This is a genomic window from Streptomyces sp. NBC_00341, from assembly GCF_041435055.1.
Taxonomy (GTDB): Bacteria; Actinomycetota; Actinomycetes; order Streptomycetales; family Streptomycetaceae; genus Streptomyces.
The window spans coordinates 155,824-178,374 of the sequence record NZ_CP108003.1 but is presented as its reverse complement, the minus strand read 5'-3'; the positions used below and the strand labels follow the sequence as shown (position 1 = coordinate 178,374).

2 protein-coding genes (1 of these 2 only partly in view) are annotated in these 22,551 nt (G+C 71.1%); both read right to left on the bottom strand.

The genetic code is table 11. The annotated features are described in order from the left end of the window. Positions 1–2: 2 nt before the first annotated feature. Positions 3–9,182 (bottom strand): type I polyketide synthase, encoded by a 9,180-nt coding sequence (locus tag OG892_RS39325; protein ID WP_371631826.1) that lies wholly within the window; start codon positions 9,180–9,182, stop codon positions 3–5. Next, a protein-coding gene (locus tag OG892_RS39320) for a type I polyketide synthase (protein WP_371631825.1) crosses the window boundary here: on the bottom strand, positions 9,164–22,551 show its 3' portion. It continues 10,780 nt past the right edge of the window; the window shows 13,388 of its 24,168 coding nt (coding positions 10,781–24,168); its start codon lies off the right edge, out of view — the gene reads right to left on this strand; its stop codon occupies positions 9,164–9,166. The genes OG892_RS39325 and OG892_RS39320 overlap by 19 nt, the downstream gene beginning before the upstream one ends.

Here is a 22,551-nt window from a genome sequence, read left to right as displayed (position 1 = left end):
GCTCACCGCGTCCCGATCTCGTGATCAATAAGAGCGAAGATGTCGTTGGATGTAGCGGCCTCGATCTTTGCCGAGATGTCCACGGCATTCGCGTCAGATGGCGCACCGTCCAGTCGTTTCATCAGTTGTTGCAGGCGCGAGGCGATCCTCAGCCGCGCGTATTCGGGAGCGGGCAGAGCCAGCAGGGCGGTTTCGAGCCGGTCCAGTTCGGCTGCCACGTCCGGGGCATCGTCGGCCGAATCCTCGGACAGCTCACCGAGCAGGAACTCGGCGAGGGCGAGGGTGGTCGGGTGGTCGAAGGCGAGCGTCGAGGGGAGTTTGAGGCCGGTCTCGGCGGTGAGCGCGTTGCGCAGTTCGACGGCCGTCAGGGAGTCGAAGCCCAGATCCCGGAACGCCTTCGACACCTCTACCGCAGCCCCGTCCGCGAAGCCCAGAACCGCCGCGACCTGCCCGCGCACCACATCCGTCACCAAAGAACGCCGAGCCACCCCCGACACCCCGGCCAACCGCTCCCTCAGCCCACCAACACCCACCACCGGAGACACCGCCCCACGCGGCGCGACCTCGTCCCACAGAGGATTCGCCCGCAACGCGGTCATCCCGGGAACGAAACGCTCCCACTCCACATCAACAACCGTCACACAACCCGACGCAGACCCCAGCACACCCAAGGCGGAGTCGGGGTCGAGCGGCCTTACCCCACCACGCTCCATCCGGGCCAACACCGTGACGTCATCAGCCATACCCCCCTCGGCCCAAGGACCCCACGCAATGGACGAGCCCACCAGACCCTGACCCCGGCGGAAATCCACCAACCCGTCCAGCGCAGCATTCGCCGCCGCATACGCACCCTGACCCGCACCACCCCACACACCCGCAGCCGACGAGAACACCACAAACGCATCCAAGTCCCGACCGAGCGAAGCGTGATGCAGATTCCACGCACCACCCGCCTTCGCCCCCCACACCCCGGACACCCGCTCGGCCGTCAGACCATCCACCACACCGTCGTCCAACACCCCCGCCGTATGCACCACAGCCGAAAACTCGAACCGGGCGAAAAGCTCCTCCACCTCCTCCCGCACACCCACATCACACGCCACCACATCCACCACAGCACCCAACCCACGAAGCCCATCCACCAACTCCGCCGCACCAACGGACTCCATCCCACGACGGCCCACCAACACCACACGCTCAGCACCCCGGCCCACCACCCACCGCGCGACCCGGGCACCCAACGCACCCAAACCACCCGTCACCAACACCGTCCCAGACGGCGACCACACCACACCCCCAGGCCGGGCAGGACCGAGCCGACGCCCCAGCACCGCCCCACCACGCACCACCACCTCGTCCTCATCACCGAAACCACCGGCCAGCACCTCCACCAGCCGGCCCACCGCACCCCCCACCGGCACCTCCGGCACATCCACCAACCCACCCCAACGCCCCGGCTCCTCCAAAGCCACCACCCGACCCAGACCCCACACACCAGCCCGCACCGGACGCGCAACCACATCACCCGCACCCACCGAGACCGCACCGGACGTCACCGACCACACCGGAACGTCAACACCGGCATCACCCAACGCCTGCACCAACACCGCCGACCCCACAACACCCCCGGCCCCCGACTCCACCTGACCCAGGAACGACACCACACGCCCAACACCCGCAAACTCCCCAAGACGGCCAGCCAGAACCGCCCGCTCCAAGCCCTCCGCATCCAAAACCAACCGGGACACCTCCGCGCCCCGACCCGTCAGCTCATCCGCCAACGCAGCCGCCCACACATCCTCAACACCACCCGGCTCAACAATCAGCCACCCACCCGACACCCCAACACCAGCACCACCAGCAACGGAAACCAAAGGCGCCCACGACACCTCATAACGCAGCCTGTCCGCTACCTCACGCTCACGACGCCGACGCTGCCACGCCGAGAACGCCGGCAACGTCTCCCGCAACGGCGCCCCGACATCCACACCGAACTCCGCCGCGAACAACTCACCGTCACCACGCTCCACCGCATCCCAGAACACCGCATCAACAGCAGCCGACGCCACCACCGGCTCCCGCCGCACACTCGGCCAGAAACGCTGACGCTGAAACGCATACGTAGGCAGGTCGACGGTGCGGGCGCCGGTGGGCCCGTAGAACGACGCCCAGTCGACATCGGCGCCGGCCGCCCACAGCCGGGCCAAGGCGGCGACCGCGGTGACTGGCTCAGGCTTGTCCCGACGCAGCATCGAGACAGCGAACACCGCATCGTCAGCCGCCTCACCGATCGCACCGACCAGAGAAGCATCCGGCCCGATCTCCACCAGACGCGCCACCCCCAGTGCCCTCAGCCGGGAAACGGCATCCGCGAAACGAACCGTCCCCCGCACCTGATCCACCCAGTACGACCCGGTGAACTCGGAGACCAGCTCACCCGTCAGCGTCGATACGACGGGTATCCCGGGGCTGCGCATCTCCAGCGCATCCGCCGCCGCACGGAACTCGTCCAGCATCGGGTCCATCAACACCGAGTGGAACGCGTGACTGACCTCAAGCCACCGCCCCTGCCGATCAGCAAGACCACTCGCTACCGCCTCGACCGCCTCCCGGGCACCCGACAGCACCACCTGACCGGGAGCGTTCACCGCAGCCACGGACACACCATCGCCCTCGACCAGCAGCGGAGTGACCTCGTCGAGCGTCGCCCGAACCGCCCACATCGCACCACCAGCAGGCAACGCCTGCATCAACCCGGCACGCGCCGACACCAGCTTGCAGGCGTCCGCCAGCGAGAACACCCCGGACACATGCGCAGCCGCCAGCTCACCCACCGAATGACCCACCAGGTAGTCCGGGCGCACCCCCCACGACTCAAGAAGCCGGAACAACGCCACCTCGACCGCGAACAACGCCGGCTGCGCCCAACCGGTCGACTTCAACGCCTCCGCATCGGTGAACATCACCTCACGCAGACCATCGAAGTGCCCACACACCTCATCCAACGCAGCCGCGAACACCGGGAAGGCCTCCGCCAACTCACGCCCCATACCGACCCGCTGACCACCCTGACCCGAGAACACGAACCCTGTAGGCCCTGTGCGGGTCCGGCCGGTGACGATGCTCGGTGTGGAGTCACCGGCCGCCAGAGCCGTCAGTGCCGCCCGCAGCTCATCGGCGTCCGCACCGAGAACGACGGCGCGGTGCTCCAGCGCTGCCCGGGTCTGCGCCAGCGACAGGCCGACATCGACGGCGTCCAGGCCGTCCACACCGGAAGCCAGCCGCGCAGCTTGTGCGGACAGCGCGGTGCCCACGTTCGTGGATACCACCCACGGCACCACGGGAAGTTCCAGCAGCCCCTGCGGGTCCGGCGCTGTCTGAGAAGTCGGCGCCTCTTCGATGATCACGTGTGCGTTTGTCCCGCTGACGCCGAACGCGGACACACCCGCCCGCCTCGGCCGGTCACCGGGCGCCCAGTCCCGCGCCTCGGCCAGCAGCTCAACCGCACCGTCCGACCAGTCCACGTGCGAGGACGGGGTACCGACGTGCAACGACTGCGGCAACACACCGTGCCGCATCGCCAGAATCATCTTCATCACACCCGCGACGCCTGCGGCCGCCTGCGTGTGACCGATGTTCGACTTGATCGAGCCGAGCCACAACGGCTGCTGGTCCTGGGGCCGGTCCTTGCCGTACGTGGCCAGCAGCGCCTGCGCCTCGATCGGGTCACCCAACGAGGTGCCCGTGCCGTGCGCCTCGACCGCGTCCACCTCAGCGCCCGACAACCCCGCATTCGCCAGCGCCTGCCGAATCACCCGCTGCTGCGAGGGACCGTTCGGCGCCGTCAGACCATTGGACGCACCATCCTGATTGACCGCGCTCCCGCGCAACACCGCCAGCACCTCGTGCCCATGGGTCCGGGCATCCGACAACCGCTCCAGGACCAGGAGACCCGCTCCCTCGCCCCAGCCCGTACCGTCCGCATCGTCCGAGAACGCCTTGCACCGGCCGTCCCCGGCCAGACCACCCTGCCGCTCGAACTCCACGAACGCACCCGGCGTCGACATCACCGTCACACCACCGGCCAGCGCAAGATCACATTCACCCGACCGCAACGCCTGCGCCGCAAGGTGAAGAGCCACCAATGACGACGAGCACGCCGTATCAATAGTCACGGCCGGACCCTCAAGCCCGAGTGCGTACGAGACCCGCCCGGACAGGACACTGCCCGAGCTTCCAGTCCCGCCGTAACCATCAGCGGGCTCCCCCGCCAGTGCCAACGCCGCGGGGTAGTCCTGGCCGTTCGTCCCCGCGAAGACCCCGACCGGCAGGCCACGCAACGAGAACGGTGCGATGCCCGACCGCTCCAGCGACTCCCACACCACCTCAAGCAGCAGCCGCTGCTGCGGGTCCATGGCGAGTGCCTCACGCGGCGAGATCCCGAACAGACCGGCATCGAAGTCCGCCACGCCCTCGACGAACCCACCGACCCGGGCATAGTCACCACCGACACCGCTGATCAGCTCCCAGCCGCGATCCGCGGGGAACCCACCCATCGCATCAGTGCCCTCAGCCAGCAGCCGCCACAACCCCTCCGGCGAATCCACCGCACCCGGGAACCGGCAACCCATCCCCACCACGACCACCGGATCATCAGCATCGGCCTGACGCGCCGCCACCACACCCAGCGCCGCACCCTCCTCCTCCACACCGAACAGCTCGGTCACCACGAAGGCGGCCAGAGCCTCGACCGAGGGGTAGTCGAAGACGACCGTCGAGGGGAGTTTGAGGCCGGTCTCGGCGGTGAGTGCGTTGCGCAGTTCGACGGCAGTGAGGGAGTCGAAGCCCAGATCCCGGAACGCCTTCGACACCTCTACCGCAGCCCCGTCCGCGAAGCCCAGAACCGCCGCGACCTGCCCGCGCACCACATCCGTCACCAAAGAACGCCGAGCCACCCCCGACACCCCGGCCAACCGCTCCCTCAGCCCACCAACACCCACCACCGGAGCCACCGCCCCACGGGGCGCGACCTCGTCCCACAGAGGGTTCGCCCGCAACGCGGTCATCCCGGGAACGAAACGCTCCCACTCCACATCAACAACCGTCACACAACCCGACGCGGACCCCAGCACCCCAAGCGCCGCACCAGGATCCAACGGCCTTACCCCACCGCGTTCCATCCGGGCCAACACCGTGACGTCATCAGCCATACCACCCTCGGCCCACGGCCCCCACGCAATGGACGAGCCCACCAGACCCTGACCCCGGCGGAAATCCACCAACCCGTCCAGCGCAGCATTCGCCGCCGCATACGCACCCTGACCCGCACCACCCCACACACCCGCAGCCGACGAGAACACCACAAACGCATCCAGCTCCCGACCGAGCGAAGCGTGATGCAGATTCCACGCACCACCCGCCTTCGCCCCCCACACCCCGGACACCCGCTCAGCCGTCAGACCATCCACCACACCGTCGTCCAACACCCCCGCCGTATGCACCACCGCCGAAAACTCGAACCGGGCGAAAAGCTCCTCCACCTCCTCCCGCACACCCACATCACACGCCACCACATCCACCACAGCACCCAACCCACGAAGCCCATCCACCAACTCCGCCGCACCATCACTCTCCATGCCGCGACGGCCCACCAGCACCACACGCTCAGCACCCCGGCCCACCACCCACCGCGCGACCCGGGCACCCAACGCACCCAAACCACCCGTCACCAACACCGTCCCCGACGGCGACCACACCACACCGGGACCAGAGGCAGCACTCACCGGTCCAAGACGGCGACCGAACACCGTCCCACCACGCACCGCAACCTCGTCCTCATCCCCCACAGCACCGGCCACAACCTCCACCAACCGGGCCACACCCTCGGCAGACACCCCCACCGGAACATCCACCAACCCACCCCAACGCCCCGGCTCCTCCAAAGCCACCACCCGACCCAGACCCCACACACCAGCCCGCACCGGACGCGCAACCACATCACCCGCACCCACCGAAACCGCACCCGACGTCACCGACCACACCGGAACGTCAACACCGGCATCACCCAACGCCTGCACCAACACCGCCGACCCCACAACACCCCCGGCCCCCGACTCCACCTGACCCAGGAACGACACCACACGCCCAACACCCGCAAACTCCCCAAGACGGCCAGCCAGAACCGCCCGCTCCAAGCCCTCCGCATCCAAAACCAACCGGGACACCTCCGCGCCCCGACCCGTCAGCTCATCCGCCAACGCAGCCGCCCACACATCCTCAACACCACCCGGCTCAACAATCAGCCACCCACCCGACACCCCAACACCAGCACCACCAGCAACGGAAACCAAAGGCGCCCACGACACCTCATAACGCAGGCCGTCGCCGGAGCCCCGTTCCCGTCGCTGAACCACAGCGCCTTCGGGGTTCTGCATCCAGTAGCGGTCCCGGGCGAAGGGGTAGGTCGGCAAGTCGGTGAACCGTGCGTCCGTCGCACCGTAGAAGTTCTGCCAGTCGACGGGGTGTCCGTCGACCCAGAGTCGGGCCAGGGCCTCGACGGCGGTGGCGGGCTCGGACTGCTTACGGTTCAGCGCTGCCACAGCGAGCGAATCGCCGTCGTACGTCTCGTCGACGGCACCGATCAGTGTCGCGTCCGGTCCCAGCTCCAGGAACCTGGTGACGCCGAGAGATTTCAGGTGAGTGATCGCGTCCGCGAACCGCACCGTCCCCCGCACCTGGTCCACCCAGTACGACGCGGTGAACCCGGAGACCGGCTCACCCGTCAGGGTGGAGACGATCGGGATGCGCGGAGCCTCATACGTAACCGCGTCGGCCGCCGCACGGAACGCGTCCAGCATCGGGTCCATCAACACCGAGTGGAACGCATGGCTGACCTCAAGCCACCGCCCCTGACGATCAGCAAGACCACTCGCTACCGCCTCGACCGCCTCACGAGCACCCGACAACACCACCTGTCCCGGAGCGTTCACCGCAGCCACGGACACACCATCGCCCTCCACCAGCAGCGGAGTGACCTCCTCCACCGTCGCCCGAACCGCCCACATCGCACCACCGGCAGGCAACGCCTGCATCAACCCGGCACGCGCCGACACCAACCGGCAGGCATCCGCCAGCGAGAACACCCCGGCCACATGCGCAGCCGCCAGCTCACCCACCGAATGACCGACCAGATAGTCCGGCCTGACACCCCACGACTCCACCAGCCGGAACAACGCCACCTCAACCGCGAACAACGCCGGCTGCGCCCAACCCGTCGACTTCAGCGCCTCCGCATCGGTGAACATCACCTCACGCAGACCATCGAAGTGCCCACACACCTCATCCAACGCAGCCGCGAACACCGGGAAGGCCTCCGCCAACTCCCGGCCCATACCGACCCGCTGACCACCCTGACCCGAGAACACGAACGCCAGCCGCCTGCGGCCCCGCGCGCCGCCCCGTGCCGCAGCCGTGCCCTGGACCACACGGGCGGCAGTGCCGGTGCCGCTGGCGAGGGCTTCCAGGCCGGTCAGGGCCGATTCCGTGTCGTGGGCCAGGACCACAGCCCGGTGTTCGAACGCGGCGCGGCCCGTGGCCAGGGTGTGGCCGATGTCCTGGGTGCGGGCGTCCGGGTGCGCGGTCAGGGATGCGCGGAGCCGGGAAGCGAGTTCGGGGAGGGCCTCCGGCTGCCGGGTGGACAGCGGCAAGGGCATCACCGGTGGCCGCACGGTGTCTGCGGTCCGGGGCTCCGCCGGGGCGGGCGCCTCCTCCAGGATGATGTGAGCGTTCGTCCCGCTGATGCCGAAGGACGAGACCCCCGCCCGGCGTGCGTGTTCACCGCGCGGCCAGGCGCGGGCCTCGGAGAGCAGCTCCACCGCGCCCGTCGACCAGTCCACGTGGGTCGAGGGCTTGTCCGCGTACAGCGTCTTGGGCAGCGCCTCGTTCCGCATCGCCAGGACCATCTTCATGACGCCCGCGACACCCGCCGCGGCCTGCGTGTGGCCGATGTTCGACTTCACCGAGCCCAGCCACAGCGGCTGGTCCGCGGGCCGGTCCTTGCCATAGGTGGCGAGCAGGGCCTGCGCCTCGATCGGGTCACCGAGCGAGGTGCCGGTGCCGTGGGCCTCGACCACGTCCACGTCCGGTGCGGACAGCTGGGCGTTCTCCAGTGCCGCCCGGATGACCTGCTGCTGGGACGGGCCGTTGGGCACGGTCAGGCCGTTGGACGCGCCGTCCTGGTTGACGGCCGTGCCGCGCACCACCGCCAGGACCCGGTGTCCGTCTCGTACGGCGTCGGAGAGGCGGCCGAGGACCAGCAGGCCGGCGCCCTCGGACCAGCCGGTGCCGTCCGCGTCGTCGGAGAACGCCTTGCACCGGCCGTCGGTCGCCAGGCCCTGCTGACGGCTGAATTCGAGGAACATTCCGGGCGTCGACATCACGGTGACGCCGCCGACGAGGGCGAGGGAGCATTCGCCGGAGCGCAGCGACTGGACGGCCATGTGGAGCGCCACCAAGGAGGAGGAGCAGGCCGTGTCGACGGTGACGGCGGGGCCCTTGAGGCCGAGGGTGTAGGCGATGCGGCCGGAGGCGACGGCCATGGAGTTGCCGGTGAGGAGGTAGCCCTCGACGCCCTGCGGGAGTTCGGTCAGCTGGGAACCGTAGCCGGTGGAGGCGGCGCCGACGAAGACACCGGTGTCGGTGTTCTTCAGGGTGGTGGGGTCGATGCCCGCGTGTTCGAGGGCCTCCCAGGACGTCTGGAGCAGCATGCGCTGCTGCGGGTCCATGGCGAGGGCTTCGCGTGGGCTCAGGCCGAAGAAGACGGGGTCGAACTCGGTGGCGTCGTAGGTGAAGCCGCCCTCGCGGGCGTGGCTCGTGCCGGGCAGGGTCGAGTCGGGGCCGAAGAGGCGCTCCAGGTCCCAGCCCCGGTCGCGGGGGAAGGCGGACATGCCGTCGCCGGCCCGGTCGAGGAGCTGCCACAGCTCCTGAGGTGAGCGGACTCCGCCGGGCAGCCGGCAGCCCATGCCGACGATGGCGATCGGCTCGGTGTTCGCGGCCTCGATCTCCCGCAGCTTGCGGTGGGCCTGGCGGAGGTCGCCGGTGACCTTCTTCAGATAGCCGAGCAGTTTCTGCTGCTCGCCGTCAGCGCTCACAACCGGGTTCTCACTCAAGACGCCCCACCAAATTCGCCGTCGATCATTCTGAAGAGTTCGTCGGCTGTTGCCGACTCAAGCGCGTCGGCCTCGCCGTCGCCCGAGGGTTCGTCGGTGTCGCTCGCGGCAGCCCATTTCTCTGCCAGTGCCCGCAGGCGCCGTTGCACGGTGTCGTCCGCGGCCGGGCCGGAGCCGGCCAGTCTGTCGAGGGTCCGCTCCAGTTGTTCGATCTCGTCGAGGGCCGTGTGGGCGTCCGGTGCCGGGTTCGACGGACCGGAGGTGGCGGTGTCGTCCGGTGCGGTGTCCGGGACGAATTCGGCCAGCAGGTACTCCACGAGCGCTGCCGGTGTCGGGTAGTCGAAGATGAGCGTCGCGGGCAGCCGGGTGCCGATCATGGTGCCCATCCGGTTGCGCAGTTCGATGGCGGTGAGGGAGTCGAAGCCCTGGAAGGCCTGTTCCGGTTCGATGTCCTGGGCCGACTCGTGTCCGAGGACGGCGGCCGCCTGTTCGCAGACCAGGTCGATCAGGTGGTCGACGCGGTCGGCGGCGGGCATGGTGCTCAGCCGGTCCGCGAGTGCGGCGGCCGGTTCCGCGGCGGCCGCGGTTGCGGCCTGGGCGCGCCGTGGTGCGGCGTTGCCCGCGAGGTGGCGCAGCATCGGGGGTACGGGTCCGGCGGTGAACGCCTGCGGAGAGGTGTCCAGGCGCATCGGGAGCAGGGCGGCCTCGTCGGCGGTCAGGGCGAAGTCGAGCAGGCCGAGGCCCGCTTGCGCGTCGAGCGGCCGGAGCCCGGCCTGCTCCATGCGGGAGAGGTCGGTTTCGGTGAGGTGTCCGGTCATGCCCCGGTCGGCCACCCACGGCCCCCAGGCCAGCGAAACGGCGGGGACGCCCCGGTGGCGTGCCCAGCGGGCGAACTCGTCGAGGAAGGCGTTCGCGGCCGCGTAGTTGGCCTGGCCGGCGCCGCCCAGGGTGCCGGCCGCGCCCGAGAAGAGGACGAGGGCCGCGAGGTCGGCGTCCTTCGTCAGCTCGTACAGGTTGAGGGCCGCGTCCGCCTTGGGCCGCATGGTGGTGTCCAGGCGTTCGGGGGTGAGGAAGGGGATGACCCCGTCGTCGACCACCCCGGCGACGTGCACGACCGCGGTGAGCGGGTGTGCCGCCTCGACGGTGGCGAGGGTGCGGGCCAGTGCGGCCCGGTCGGCCGCGTCGCACGCCTCGATCCGTACGTGTGCGCCGAGCTCTTCGAGTTCGGTGACAAGGCCGGCCGCGCCCTCGGCCTCCGGTCCCCTGCGGCTGGTGAGCAGCAGGTGGCGGGCGCCGTACTGTTCGACGAGGTGGCGGGCCACGTAGTGGCCGAGGCCTCCGGTGCCGCCGGTGACCAGGACGGTGCCGTCCGGGTCGGGGCGCCGGGGCAGGGTGAGTACCACCTTGCCGATGTGCCGGGCCTGGCTGATCTGCCGGTACGCCTCCGGTGCCCGGCGCACGTCCCAGGTGGTCAGCGGCAGCGGGCTGAGTGCTCCCGCTTCGATGAGGTCCAGTACCTCGGTGAGCATCTCTCCGATGCGTTCGGGTCCGGCCTCGATGAGGTCGAAGGCCGCGTAGGTCACGCCCGGGTGTGCCCCGGTGATGCTTTCCGGGGTGCGGATGTCGGTCTTGCCCATTTCGAGGAACCGGCCGCCGCCGCTGAGCAGCCGCAGTGAGGCGTCCACGTATTCACGGGCCAGCGAGTTGAGTACGACGTCGATGCCGCCGGTTCCGGCCGTTTTACGGAAGCGCTCCTCGAAGTCCAGGTCACGGGAGGAGGCGAGGTGGGCGTCGTCGATGCCGAGGGAGCGCAGGGTGTCGTGTTTGCCCTGGCTCGCGGTGCCGAACACCTCGGCTCCGAGGTGCCGGGCGAGCTGGGCGGCGGCCATGCCCACGCCGCCCGCGGCGGCGTGCACGAGGACCGACTCGCCGGGCTTGAGCCCCGCCAGGTCCACCAGTGCGTAGTAGGCGGTCAGGAAGACCACCGGGACGGACGCGGCCCGGTCGAAGGACCAGCCTTCGGGTATCGGGGCGATCATTCTCCGGTCCGCGACCGCGACCGGTCCGAACGCCTTGCCGAACATGCCGAGTACCCGGTCGCCCGGTGCGTACCCGGTGACCTCCGGGCCCACCTCGGTGATGACTCCGGCGCCTTCGACGCCCATCGGGCCGGGTTCGCCGGGGTACATGTCGAGTGCGTTCAGTACGTCCCTGAAGTTGAGTCCGGCGGCCCGTACCGCCACCCGGACCTGGCCCGGTCCGAGCGGTTCCAGCGGCTCGGGGTCGGCGGCGAGGGTGAGGTTCGCCAGGCTGCCCCGGCCGGTGCTGTCCAGCCGCCAGGCCTCGGCGCCCGCCGGGGGCAGCAGGGCGCCGTCCGGGGCGGGGCGCACGAGCCGTGCGGCGCGTATCGCGCCGTCGCGGACGACGACCTGGGGTTCGTCCGACGCGAGGAGCGCGTCGAACAGGCCGGCCGACGCGTCGGCGGGCGGTTCGTTCTCGTCGAGGTCCACGAGCACGAACCGGCCGGGGTCCTCGGACTGGGCCGAGCGGACCAGGCCCCACACGGCGGCGGCCGCCGGATCGCCCGGTCCCGCGGGATCGCCGGCCGCGACGGCGCCCCTGGTCACCAGGACGAGCCGTGCGGAGGTGAACCTGCTGTCCGCGAGCCAGCGCTGGAGCAGGGCGAGAACGCGGACGGTGAGGGCCCTGGTGTCGGCCGCGATCGTGTCGGTGGTGGCCGCACCGGGGGTGTGCGCCGTCGCACCGGAGCACGGTACGAACAGCACATCGGGGAGCGGTCCGTCGGCGCCCAGCGCGTCCAGGTCGGGGACGAGGTGCGCTGTCAGCGCGTCCGCCAGCCCCGCTCCGTGGCGCCCGGTGTCCTCGTCGCCGAGGACCGCCCACGGCCTGCCCGCGGCCGGGCTGTCACCGGGGACCGGCATGGTCACGGGCAGCCAGTCGAGCCGGAACACGTCCTGCGGGTATGCCGTGGTGCGCGAGGAGGCGTGCAGTTGCCCGGCCGACACCTGGCGCATCGCCAGGGATTCCACGTGGGCGACCGGCTGTCCCGTACCGTCCGCGATGGCCAGGGACAGCGCGTCGGGCCCGGCCTGCGTCAGCCGTACGCGCAGGCTCGACGCACCGGAGGCGTACAGGCAGACACCGGACCAGGAGAACGGCAGTCTGCTGCGGCCGCTGCCGTCGAGTGCGACGAACGTCAGCGCCTGCAGTGCCGCGTCGAGCAGCGGCGGGTGCAGCCCGTACGCGGCGGCATCGGCGGCGTACGGCTCGGTCAGAGCGACCTCCGCGAACACCTCGTCCCCGGCGCGCCAGGCCCGCCGCAACCCCTGGAACGAGGGGCCGTAGGCGAATCCGCCCTGCCGGTACATCTCGTAGAAGTCGGATACGTCGATGGTCTCGGCGCCGGGCGGCGGCCAGGAGGCGAGGTCGAACGCCGGTTCCGGCCGGCCGCCGCCGAGGAGTCCCGTGGCGTGCAGGGTCCACGGGGCTTCGGCCGACGCGTCGTCGGGGCGCGCGTGCAGCTTCAGCGGGCGCAGGCCGGACGCATCGGGAGCGCCCACCTGGAGCTGGAGCTGCACCGTGCCATCGGCCGGCAGCACCAGCGGGGACGCCAGCGTCAGTTCCTCCACCCGGTCGCAACCGACCTCGTCGGCCGCCCGGATCGCCAGTTCGAGGAATCCGGTGCCGGGGAAGAGGATGGTGCCCATGACCTCGTGGTCGGCGAGCCACGGCAGATCCCGTACGCCGATCCGCGCGGTGAACAGCCGTCCGTCGTCACCGGCCAGCGCCACGGCGGCGCCGAGCAGCGGGTGCCCGGCGTCAGCGAGCCCGGCCGCCGACACGTCACCGGGCCGCGCAACCGGGGCCTGCGGCCAGTAGCGCTGGTGCTGGAAGGCGTAGGTGGGCAGGTCGACGGTGCGGGCGCCGGTGGGTGCGTAGAACGCCGCCCAGTCGACGCCGGCGCCATCGGCCCAGAGGCGGGCCAGGGCCTCGACGGCGGTGGCGGGCTCGGACTGCTTTCGGTTCAGCGCCGCCACAGTGAGCGAATCGCCGTCGTACGTCTCGTCGACGGCACCGGTCAGTGTCGCGTCCGGGCCCAGCTCCAGGAACCGCGCGACGCCGAGGGACTTGAGGTGGGTGATCGCGTCCGCGAAGCGGACCGTCCCCCGCACCTGGTCCACCCAGTACGACGCGGTGAACCCGGAGACCGGCTCACCGGTCAGGGTCGAGACGATCGGGATGCGCGGAGCCTCGTACGTCACCGCGTCAGCCGCAGCACCGAACGCGTCCAGCATCGGGTCCATCAACACCGAGTGGAAGGCGTGGCTGACCTCCAGCCAACGTGCCTGGCGGCCATCGAAGGCAGCCGACGAAGCGACCGCCTCAACCGCCTCACGGGCACCCGACAGGACGACCTGACCCGGAGCGTTCACCGCAGCCACGGAGACGCCCTCGACCAGGAACGGTGCGACCTCATCGGGCGTCGCCCGGACCGCCCACATCGCACCACCAGCAGGCAGCGCCTGCATCAACCCGGCCCGCGCGGCGACCAGCTTGCACGCGTCGGCCAGCGAGAACACCCCGGACACGTGCGCGGCGGCCAGCTCACCCACCGAATGACCGACCAGATAATCCGGCCTGACACCCCACGACTCCACCAGCCGGAACAACGCCACCTCAACCGCGAACAACGCCGGCTGCGCCCAGCCCGTTCGTCCGAGAGCCTCCGCGTCGGTGAACATCACCTCACGCAGCGGCCGGTCCAGCAGACCGTCGAAGTGCGCGCACACCGCATCCAGCGCGGTCTCGAAGACCGGGAAGGCCTCCGCCAGCTCGCGGCCCATACCGAGCCGCTGGCCGCCCTGACCCGAGAACACGAACCCGGTGGGGGCCGTGCGGGCCCGGCCGGTGGCGGTGCGCGGTGTGGGTTCACCGGCAGCCAGGGCCGTCAGTGCCGTCCGCAGCTCATCGGCGTCGGCACCGACAACGACGGCTCGGTGCTCCATTGCCGCGCGGCCCGTCGCCAGCGACAGGCCGACGTCGACCGCCTCCGGACCGTCCACCCCGGAGGCCAGCCGCGCCGCCTGTGCGGTGAGCGCGGTGCCCGTCTTCGCGGACACCACCCACGGCACCGCCGGAAGCTCGACGTCCGGGACCGTGGCCGGTGCCCGTGCGACGTCGGGCGCCTCCTCGATGATCACGTGGGCGTTCGTCCCGCTGATGCCGAACGACGACACGCCCGCGCGCCTCGGCCGGTCGCCGCGCGGCCACGGACGGGCCTCGGACAGCAGCTCCACGGCGCCGGACGACCAGTCGACGTGTGTCGACGGCTCGTTCACGTGCAGGGTGCCGGGCAGTACCTCGTGCCGCATCGCCAGCACCATCTTGATCAGACCGGCGACACCTGCGGCGGCCTGGGTGTGGCCGATGTTCGACTTCACCGAGCCCAGCCACAGCGGACGGTCCGCGGGCCGGTCCTGGCCGTACGTGGCGAGCAGGGCCTGCGCCTCGATCGGGTCACCGAGCGAGGTGCCCGTGCCGTGCGCCTCGACCGCGTCCACGTCTGCCGACGACAGTCCGGCGGTGGCCAGTGCCTGCCGGATGACACGCTGCTGGGAGGGGCCGTTGGGGGCGGTGAGGCCGTTCGAGGCACCGTCCTGGTTTGTGGCGCTTCCGGTGACGAGGGCGAGCACCTCGTGGCCGTTGCGGCGGGCGTCCGAGAGCCGTTCGAGGACGAGGACGCCGACACCCTCGGCCCAGCCGGTGCCGTCGGCCTCGTCGGAGAACGCCTTGCACCGGCCGTCGACGGCCAGTCCGTGCTGACGGCTGAAGCTCACGAACGGGGTGGGCGTGGAGATGAGCGTGACACCGCTGGCGAGGGCGAGGTCGCACTCGTCGCCGCGCAGCGCCTGCGACGCCAGGTGGAGGGCGACGAGCGAGGACGAGCAGGCCGTGTCGACGGTGACCGCCGGGCCTTCCAGTCCCAGGGTGTAGGCGACCCGGCCGGACAGGACGCTGGATGCGTTCCCGGTCATGAAGTAGCCGTCCGCACCCTGCGGGGACGCCATCAGCAGACCGCCGTAGTCGGAGCCGTTGCTGCCGGCGAACATGCCGGTCCGGCTGCCCGCCAGGGACAGCGGGTCGATGCCCGCCCGCTCGGTGGCCTCCCAGGCGGTCTCCAGGAGCAGCCGCTGCTGCGGGTCCATGGCGAGGGCCTCACGCGGGTTGATGCCGAAGAGCGCGGCGTCGAACTCACCGATGCCGTGGACGAATCCGCCGTGCCGGGTGTACGTCGTGCCCGCCTTGTCGGGGTCGGGATCGTAGACCGATTCGATGTCCCAGCCCCGGTCGTCCGGGAAGTCGGATATCGCGTCGACGCCCTCGGACAGCAGCTGCCAGAGGTCCTCCGGCGAGGAGACGCCGCCGGGCAGCCGGCAGCTCATGCCGACGATGGCGATCGGGTCGTGGTCCTGGCCGCCGCCGGACGGGAGCGGGCCGGCGGACGCCGGTTCGGCGGCTCCGGCGAGAGCGCCGACGAGTTCCTGGCGCAGCAGGCGTGTGAGCGCGCCCGGGGTGGGATGGTCGAAGATCAGCGTGGCGGGCAGGCGGAGCCCGGTGGCCGAGTTGAGCCGGTTGCGCAGTTCGATCGCCGTGAGCGAGTCGAAGCCGATGTCGGAGAACACGTGCGTGGGTTCCACGTCGGTCGGCGTGGCGAAGCCGAGGACCGCGGCGACGTGGCCGCGCACCAGGTCGAGCAGTTCGCGTTCCCGCTCGGCCTCGGTGAGCCCGGCCAGCCGGGCGGCGAGCGAGTCGGGGCCGGCCGCGGTGGCGTCGGTACTCGCCGTCTCCAGGGCCCTGCGGGCTTCCGGGATTCCGTCGAGGAGTGTGCTGCGGCGGCTCGCCGTGAAGGCGGGGGCGTAGATGTCCCAGTCGATGGAGGCGACGGTGAGCGTGGCGTCCCCGTCACCGACCGCCTGCCGCAGTACGGCGACGGCGGGGTCGGGGGCCAGCGAGTGGACGCCGCCCTTGCGCTGCCGGGCCTCGACGGCCGCGCTGTCCGCCATGCCGGCGTCGGACCAGGGGCCCCACGCGATCGAGGTGGCGGCGAGTCCGTCGGCCCGCCGGTGCTCGGCGAGGGCGTCGAGCACCGCGTTGGCGGCCGCGTAGTTCGCCTGCCCGGGGCCGCCCCAGATACCGGCGGTGGAGGCGAACAGGACGAACGCGTCGAGTTCCGGGACGAGTTCGCGGGTGAGCTCGTCCAAGAGCAGCGCGGCGCCCGCCTTGGGTGCCATGACCGCGGCGATGCGTTCGGGGCTGAGCGCGTCGAGGATGCCGTCCTCCAGGACACCGGCCGCGTGTACGACGGCCGTCAGCGGGGCCGTCGCGCCGTTGCATGTGCCGAGCAGCACGGCGACCTGTTCGCGGTCGGCCAGGTCGCAGGCCGCGAGGGTGACCCTGGCGCCGAGGGCCTCCAGTTCGCGGGCGAGGTCCGGTGCGCCGGGCGCGTCCGCGCCTCTGCGGCTGGTCAGCACCAGGTGCTCGGCGCCGTTCCCGGCCGCCCAGCGGGCCATCCGGGCGCCGAGCGCGCCGGTGCCGCCGGTGATCAGGACGGTGCCCGAGGGCTCCCATGCCGCGTCCGCGTCGGCCGGGCGCGGGGCGCGCACGAGCCGGCGTCCGAAGAGGCCCGATGCGCGCAGGGCGATCTGGTCCTCGTCGGCCGCGACGATCGCGTTGAGCAGCCGCCGCGCGGAACGTGCGTCGGCCTCGTCCGGTACGTCGACCAGTCCGCCCCAGCGGTCCGGGTGTTCCAGCGCGGCGACTCGTCCGAGTCCCCACACCGCCGCCTGGCCGGGCCTGGTCACCGTGTCCCAGCGGGCGGCCGAGACCGCCCCGGAGGTCAGCGTCCACAGCGGTGCGGCGAAGCCGGCGTCACCCAGAGCCTGCAGAAGTACGGCGGTCATCCCCAGGCCGCGCGGCAGTCCGGGCAGTCCGTCGGTGGCGCGCTCGTCCCAGGCCAGCAGCGATACGACTCCGGCGAGCTCGTCGGCGCCGGTGAGGCCGGCGAGCCGGGCGGCGAGGGCCGTCCGGTCCTGCACGGTCCCGTCCAGCCGCAGCGGCCGGACGGTCGCGCCCCGCGCGGTCAGCTCCTCGGCGATGGTGTCCGCCCAGACCTGTGCGGTGTCAGCGGCACCCTCGGACGTCACCACCAGCCAGTCGCCGGTGAGCGGCTCGCCGTCCGCGGGGGTCAGCGGCTTCCAGCTGACCTGGTAGCGCCAGGAGTCGGTGGTGTCCTGTTCCCGCTGCTTGCGCCGCCAGTCGGTCAGCGCGGGCAGCAACGGATCGATGAGAGCCGCCTCCGCACCCAGCGTCCCGGCCAGCGCATCCACGTCCGCGCTCTCGACAGCCGCCCAGAACGCACGATCGGCAGCAGTGCCCTCATCCCCGGACACCACAGCCTCGGTCTCGAACTCCGGCCAGTAGTGCTGATGCTGGAACGCATACGTGGGAAGGTCCACGGTCACGGGCCGGGGGCCGTCGGGGAAGGCGGCCGACCAGTCGACCTCGACACCGCGCACCCACAGCTCTGCCACCCCGGCCAGGAACCGGTCCAGGCCGCCGTCGTCGCGCCGCAGGGATCCAGTGATGACGCTGTCGTCCGCGATCTCCTGGACCGCAGCCGTCAGTACGGGGTGCGAGGAGGCCTCGACGAAGACGCCGTAACCCTCAGCCGTCAGCTTCTCGATCGCCTCGGAGAACCGGACCCGCGAGCGCAGGTTCGTGAACCAGTACCCGCCATCCATCCCGGAACCGTCCACGAACTCACCGGTCACCGTCGACAGCAACGGGATGTCACCCGCACGCGGGGAGATCCCGGCCAGCTCGACCGCCAGATCGGCCTCCAGCACGTCCATCGCTGCGGAATGCGAGGCGTAGTCCACCGCGATCCGCCGCGCCCGCAACCCCTGCCCCTTGCACTCGGCAACCAGTTCGTCCAGCGCCACGGCCTCACCCGAGACCACCACCTGCGACGGACCATTCACCGCAGCCACCGACACCCGGCCCGCCCACGGCCCGAGCAACTCCTCCACCCGCTCCACCGACGCCGCCACCGACGCCATACCGCCCGCACCCGCCACCGCAGCAATCGCCCGGCTCCGCAAGCACACCACCCGCGCCGCATCCTCCAACGACAACACCCCAGCCACACACGCCGCAGCGATCTCACCCTGCGAATGCCCCACCACCGCCGCCGGCACCACACCGAACGACCGCCACAACGCCGCCAACGACACCATCACCGCAAACGACACCGGCTGCACCACATCCACCGCATCCAACGACGCAGCACCCGGCACACCACGCAACACATCCGTCAACGACCAGTCCACATAGGCGGACAACGCCGACTCACACTCCACTACCGCCTGTGCGAAGACCGGGGAGGACTCCAGCAGCTGGGCGCCCATGGCGGCCCACTGCGCGCCCTGACCGGGGAAGACGAACGCGGTACGGCCGACGGGAGCTGCAAGCCCGGTGACGACCTGCCCGGCGGGCTCGCCCGCCGCCAACGCGGCCAGCCCCGGACCGAACTCCCCCGCCACGACGGCCCGGTGCTCGAACCGCGCCCGGGACGACGCCAACGACCACCCGACACGCACCGGATCGGCGCCGTCCGCCAGCGGACGCAGCGCCTCGGCCTGGCCCCGCAGCGCGGCAGCGCTCCGCCCCGACAGGATCCACGGCGCCACGGACGGTGCCTGGGAGATCGTCTCTCCGGCCTCCGTCTCCTCCGGTGCGTCTTCCACCTCTTCAAGGATCACGTGGGCGTTCGTCCCGCTCATCCCGAACGCCGACACAGCCGCGCGCCTCGGCCGCTCACCACGCGGCCACTCCCGCGCCTCGGCCAGCAGCTCCACCGCACCCGCCGACCAGTCCACATGCGACGACGGCGTACCCAAATGCAGCGACTTCGGCATCAACCCGTGCCGCATCGCCTGCACCATCTTGATCACACCAGCCACACCGGCCGCAGCCTGCGCATGGCCGATGTTCGACTTGATCGAGCCCAGCCACAGCGGAGCGTCGTCCGGCCGGTCCTGACCGTACGTGGCGAGCACGGCCTGCGCCTCGATCGGGTCACCGAGCGAGGTACCCGTGCCGTGCGCCTCGACCACATCCACGTCCGAGGAGGCCAGCCGCGCGTTGGCCAGCGCCTGCCGGATCACCCGCTGCTGCGACGGGCCGTTGGGGGCGGTGAGGCCGTTCGACGCACCGTCCTGGTTCACGGCGGAGCCGCGTACCACCGCCAGCACCTGGTGGCCGTTGGCGCGTGCGTCCGACAGCCGCTCCAGGAGCAGCATGCCCACGCCCTCGCCCCAGCTCGCTCCGTCGGCGTCGTCGGAGAACGGCTTGGAGCGGCCGTCCTCGGCGAGTGCGCGCTGACGGCTGAACTCGATCAGCGAGATCGGGGTGGACATGACCGTCACACCGCCGGCGAGCGCCATCGTGCAGTCGCCCTCCCGCAGTGCCTGGCATGCCGAGTGCAGCGCGACCAGGGAGGAGGAGCAGGCCGTGTCGATGGTGATCGCCGGGCCTTCGAGACCGAAGGAGTACGCGACCCGGCCGGACAGGACGCTGGGCGAGTTGCCGGTGCCGAGGAATCCCTCGGAACTCTCCTTGGCCGCCGCGAGCATGCCGCCGTAGTCCTGGTAGGTCACACCGGCGAAGACGCCGGTGCTGCTGCCACGCATGGTGTGGACGTCGAGGCCGGCCTGTTCCATCGCCTCCCAGGAGATCTCCAGGAGCAGCCGCTGCTGGGGGTCCATGGAGACGGCCTCACGCGGGCTGATGCCGAAGAACGTGGCGTCGAACTGGCTCGCGTCGTGCAGGAACCCGCCCTCGTGGACGTAGCAGGTGCCCGGATTGTCCGGGTCGGGGTCGTACAGCGCGTCCAGGTCCCAGCCCCGGTCGGTCGGGAAGCCGGAGATCGCGTCGGTGCCGTCGGCGACGAGCCGCCACAGGTCGTGGGCGGTGTGGATGCCCCCGGGGTACCGGCAGCTCATGCCGATGATGGCGATGGGGTCGTCGCGGCCCACGGTCGCACCGGACCGGGCCGGTGCGGTGGCGGGTTCGGGCCCGCCGAGCAGCTCGTCGCGGAGGTGGTCGACCAGGGCGCGGGGCGTCGGATAGTCGAAGACGAGCGTCGCGGGCAGCCGCAGGCCGGTCTCCTCCGCGAGCGCCTCGCGCAGTTCGACGGCGGTGAGGGAGGTGAAGCCGAGATCGCGGAACGGCAGCTCCGCGTTCATCGTCTGCGTACGGGGCTGGTCGAGCACGATCGAGGCGCGGCGGCGCACGATCTCCAGCAGGTCGTCGCGCTGCTCGTTCCGGGGCAGCGCGGCGAGCCGGTCGCGGAGTGCCTGGCCGCCTCCGGACACGGCGGCCGCGGCCTTGCGGCGGGCGACGGGGCGTGGCGACGGGGCGTCCGCCTCTGCCTCGGGGGCCTTGGCCGTCCCGTCCCCCTTGGGGGCGGAGAGCGGGGCGCCGTCGTAGGGGCGCAGGGTCAGCGCGTCGGTGGTCAGGACGAGTTCGCCGGAGGTGTCGGCGACGGTGACGGTGTACGCGCCCTCCGCCGTGCCCGGGGTGATCGCGACGCGCAGCAGGGACGCGCCGCTCGCGTGCAGGGTGATGCCGCTCCAGACGAACGGGAGCCGGCCCGCTCCTGCGGCGCTCTCGTCGTACGACAGGGCCTGGAGCGCCGCGTCGAGCACGGCGGGGTGGAGGCCGAACCGGTCTGCCTCGCCGCGGAACTCGTCACCGAGGACGACCTCGGCGAACAGTTCCCCGTCCCGCCGCCAGACGGCGGTCAGCCCCTGATAGACGTCTCCGTAGCCGAAGCCGCCGACGGCGCGGGCCGCGTAGTGGCCGTCGATGTCGACGGCGGTGGCCCCGGCGGGCGGCCAGGCGGCGAGTCCGGTGTGCTGTCGTCCGGACGCGGTGCCGAGGACGCCGCTCGCGTGCCGAATCCACGGCATTTCATCGCTGCGGGAACCGACGCGGGAGCTGATGCGGAACGAACGGCTGCCGGCCGGGTCCGCGTGGTCGACGATGACCTGCAACTGGACCGCTTGCCGTTCCGGCAGGACCAGCGGGGCCTCCAGGACGAGTTCCTCGATCCGGTCGCAGGCCAGATGGTCACCGGCACGGACGGCGAGTTCCACGTATCCGGTGCCGGGGAAGATCGCCTCTCCCGCGACCTGGTGCTCGGCGATCCACGGGTGGGTGCGGGCGGAGATCCGGCCGGTGAACACGTGCCCGTCGCCGTCGGAGAGCTCCACCGCCGCGCTGAGCAGCGGGTGCTTGAGCGGCTCGGCCCCGAGAGCACCGGCGTCCGAGACACCGGGCGCGCCGTCGAGCCAGTAGCGCTGGTGCTGGAATGCGTAGGTGGGCAGGTCGACGGTGCGGGCGCCGGTGGGTGCGTAGAACGCCGCCCAGTCGACGTCGGCGCCATCGGCCCAGAGCCGGGCCAGTGCCTCGACGGCGGTGGCGGGCTCGGACTGCTTACGGTTCAGCGCCGCCACCACGAGCGCGTCCTCATCCGCCTCACTGATCGCACCCACCAGACCCGCATCCGGGCCCAGCTCCAGGAACCGCCCAACACCCAGGGACTTCAGGTGGGTGATCGCGTCGGCGAACCGGACAGTCCCCCGGACCTGGTCGACCCAGTACGACGCGGTGAACTCGGTGACCGGCTCACTCGTCAGGGTGGAGACGATCGGGATGCGCGAAGTCTCGTACGTAACCGAGTTCGCCGCCGCACGGAACGCGTCCAGCATCGGGTCCATCAGCACCGAGTGGAACGCATGGCTGACCTCCAGCCACCGCCCCTGCCGGTCAGCAAGACCACTCGCTACCGCCTCGACCGCTTCACGGGCACCCGACAGGACGACCTGACCCGGAGCGTTCACCGCAGCCACGGAGACACCATCGACCAGGAACGGCGCGACCTCGTCGAGCGTCGCCCGTACCGCCCACATCGCACCACCAGCAGGCAACGCCTGCATCAACGCGGCACGCGCGGCCACCAGCTTGCAGGCGTCCGCCAGCGAGAACACCCCGGACACATGCGCGGCAGCCAGCTCACCCACCGAATGACCGACCAGGTAATCCGGCCTGACACCCCACGACTCCACCAGCCGGAACAACGCCACCTCGACCGCGAACAACGCGGGCTGCGCCCAACCCGTTGACTTCAACGCCTCCGCATCGGTGAACATCACCTCACGCAGACCGTCGAAGTGCCCACACACCTCATCCAACGCGGCTGCGAACACCGGGAAGGCTTCGGCCAACTCCCGTCCCATAC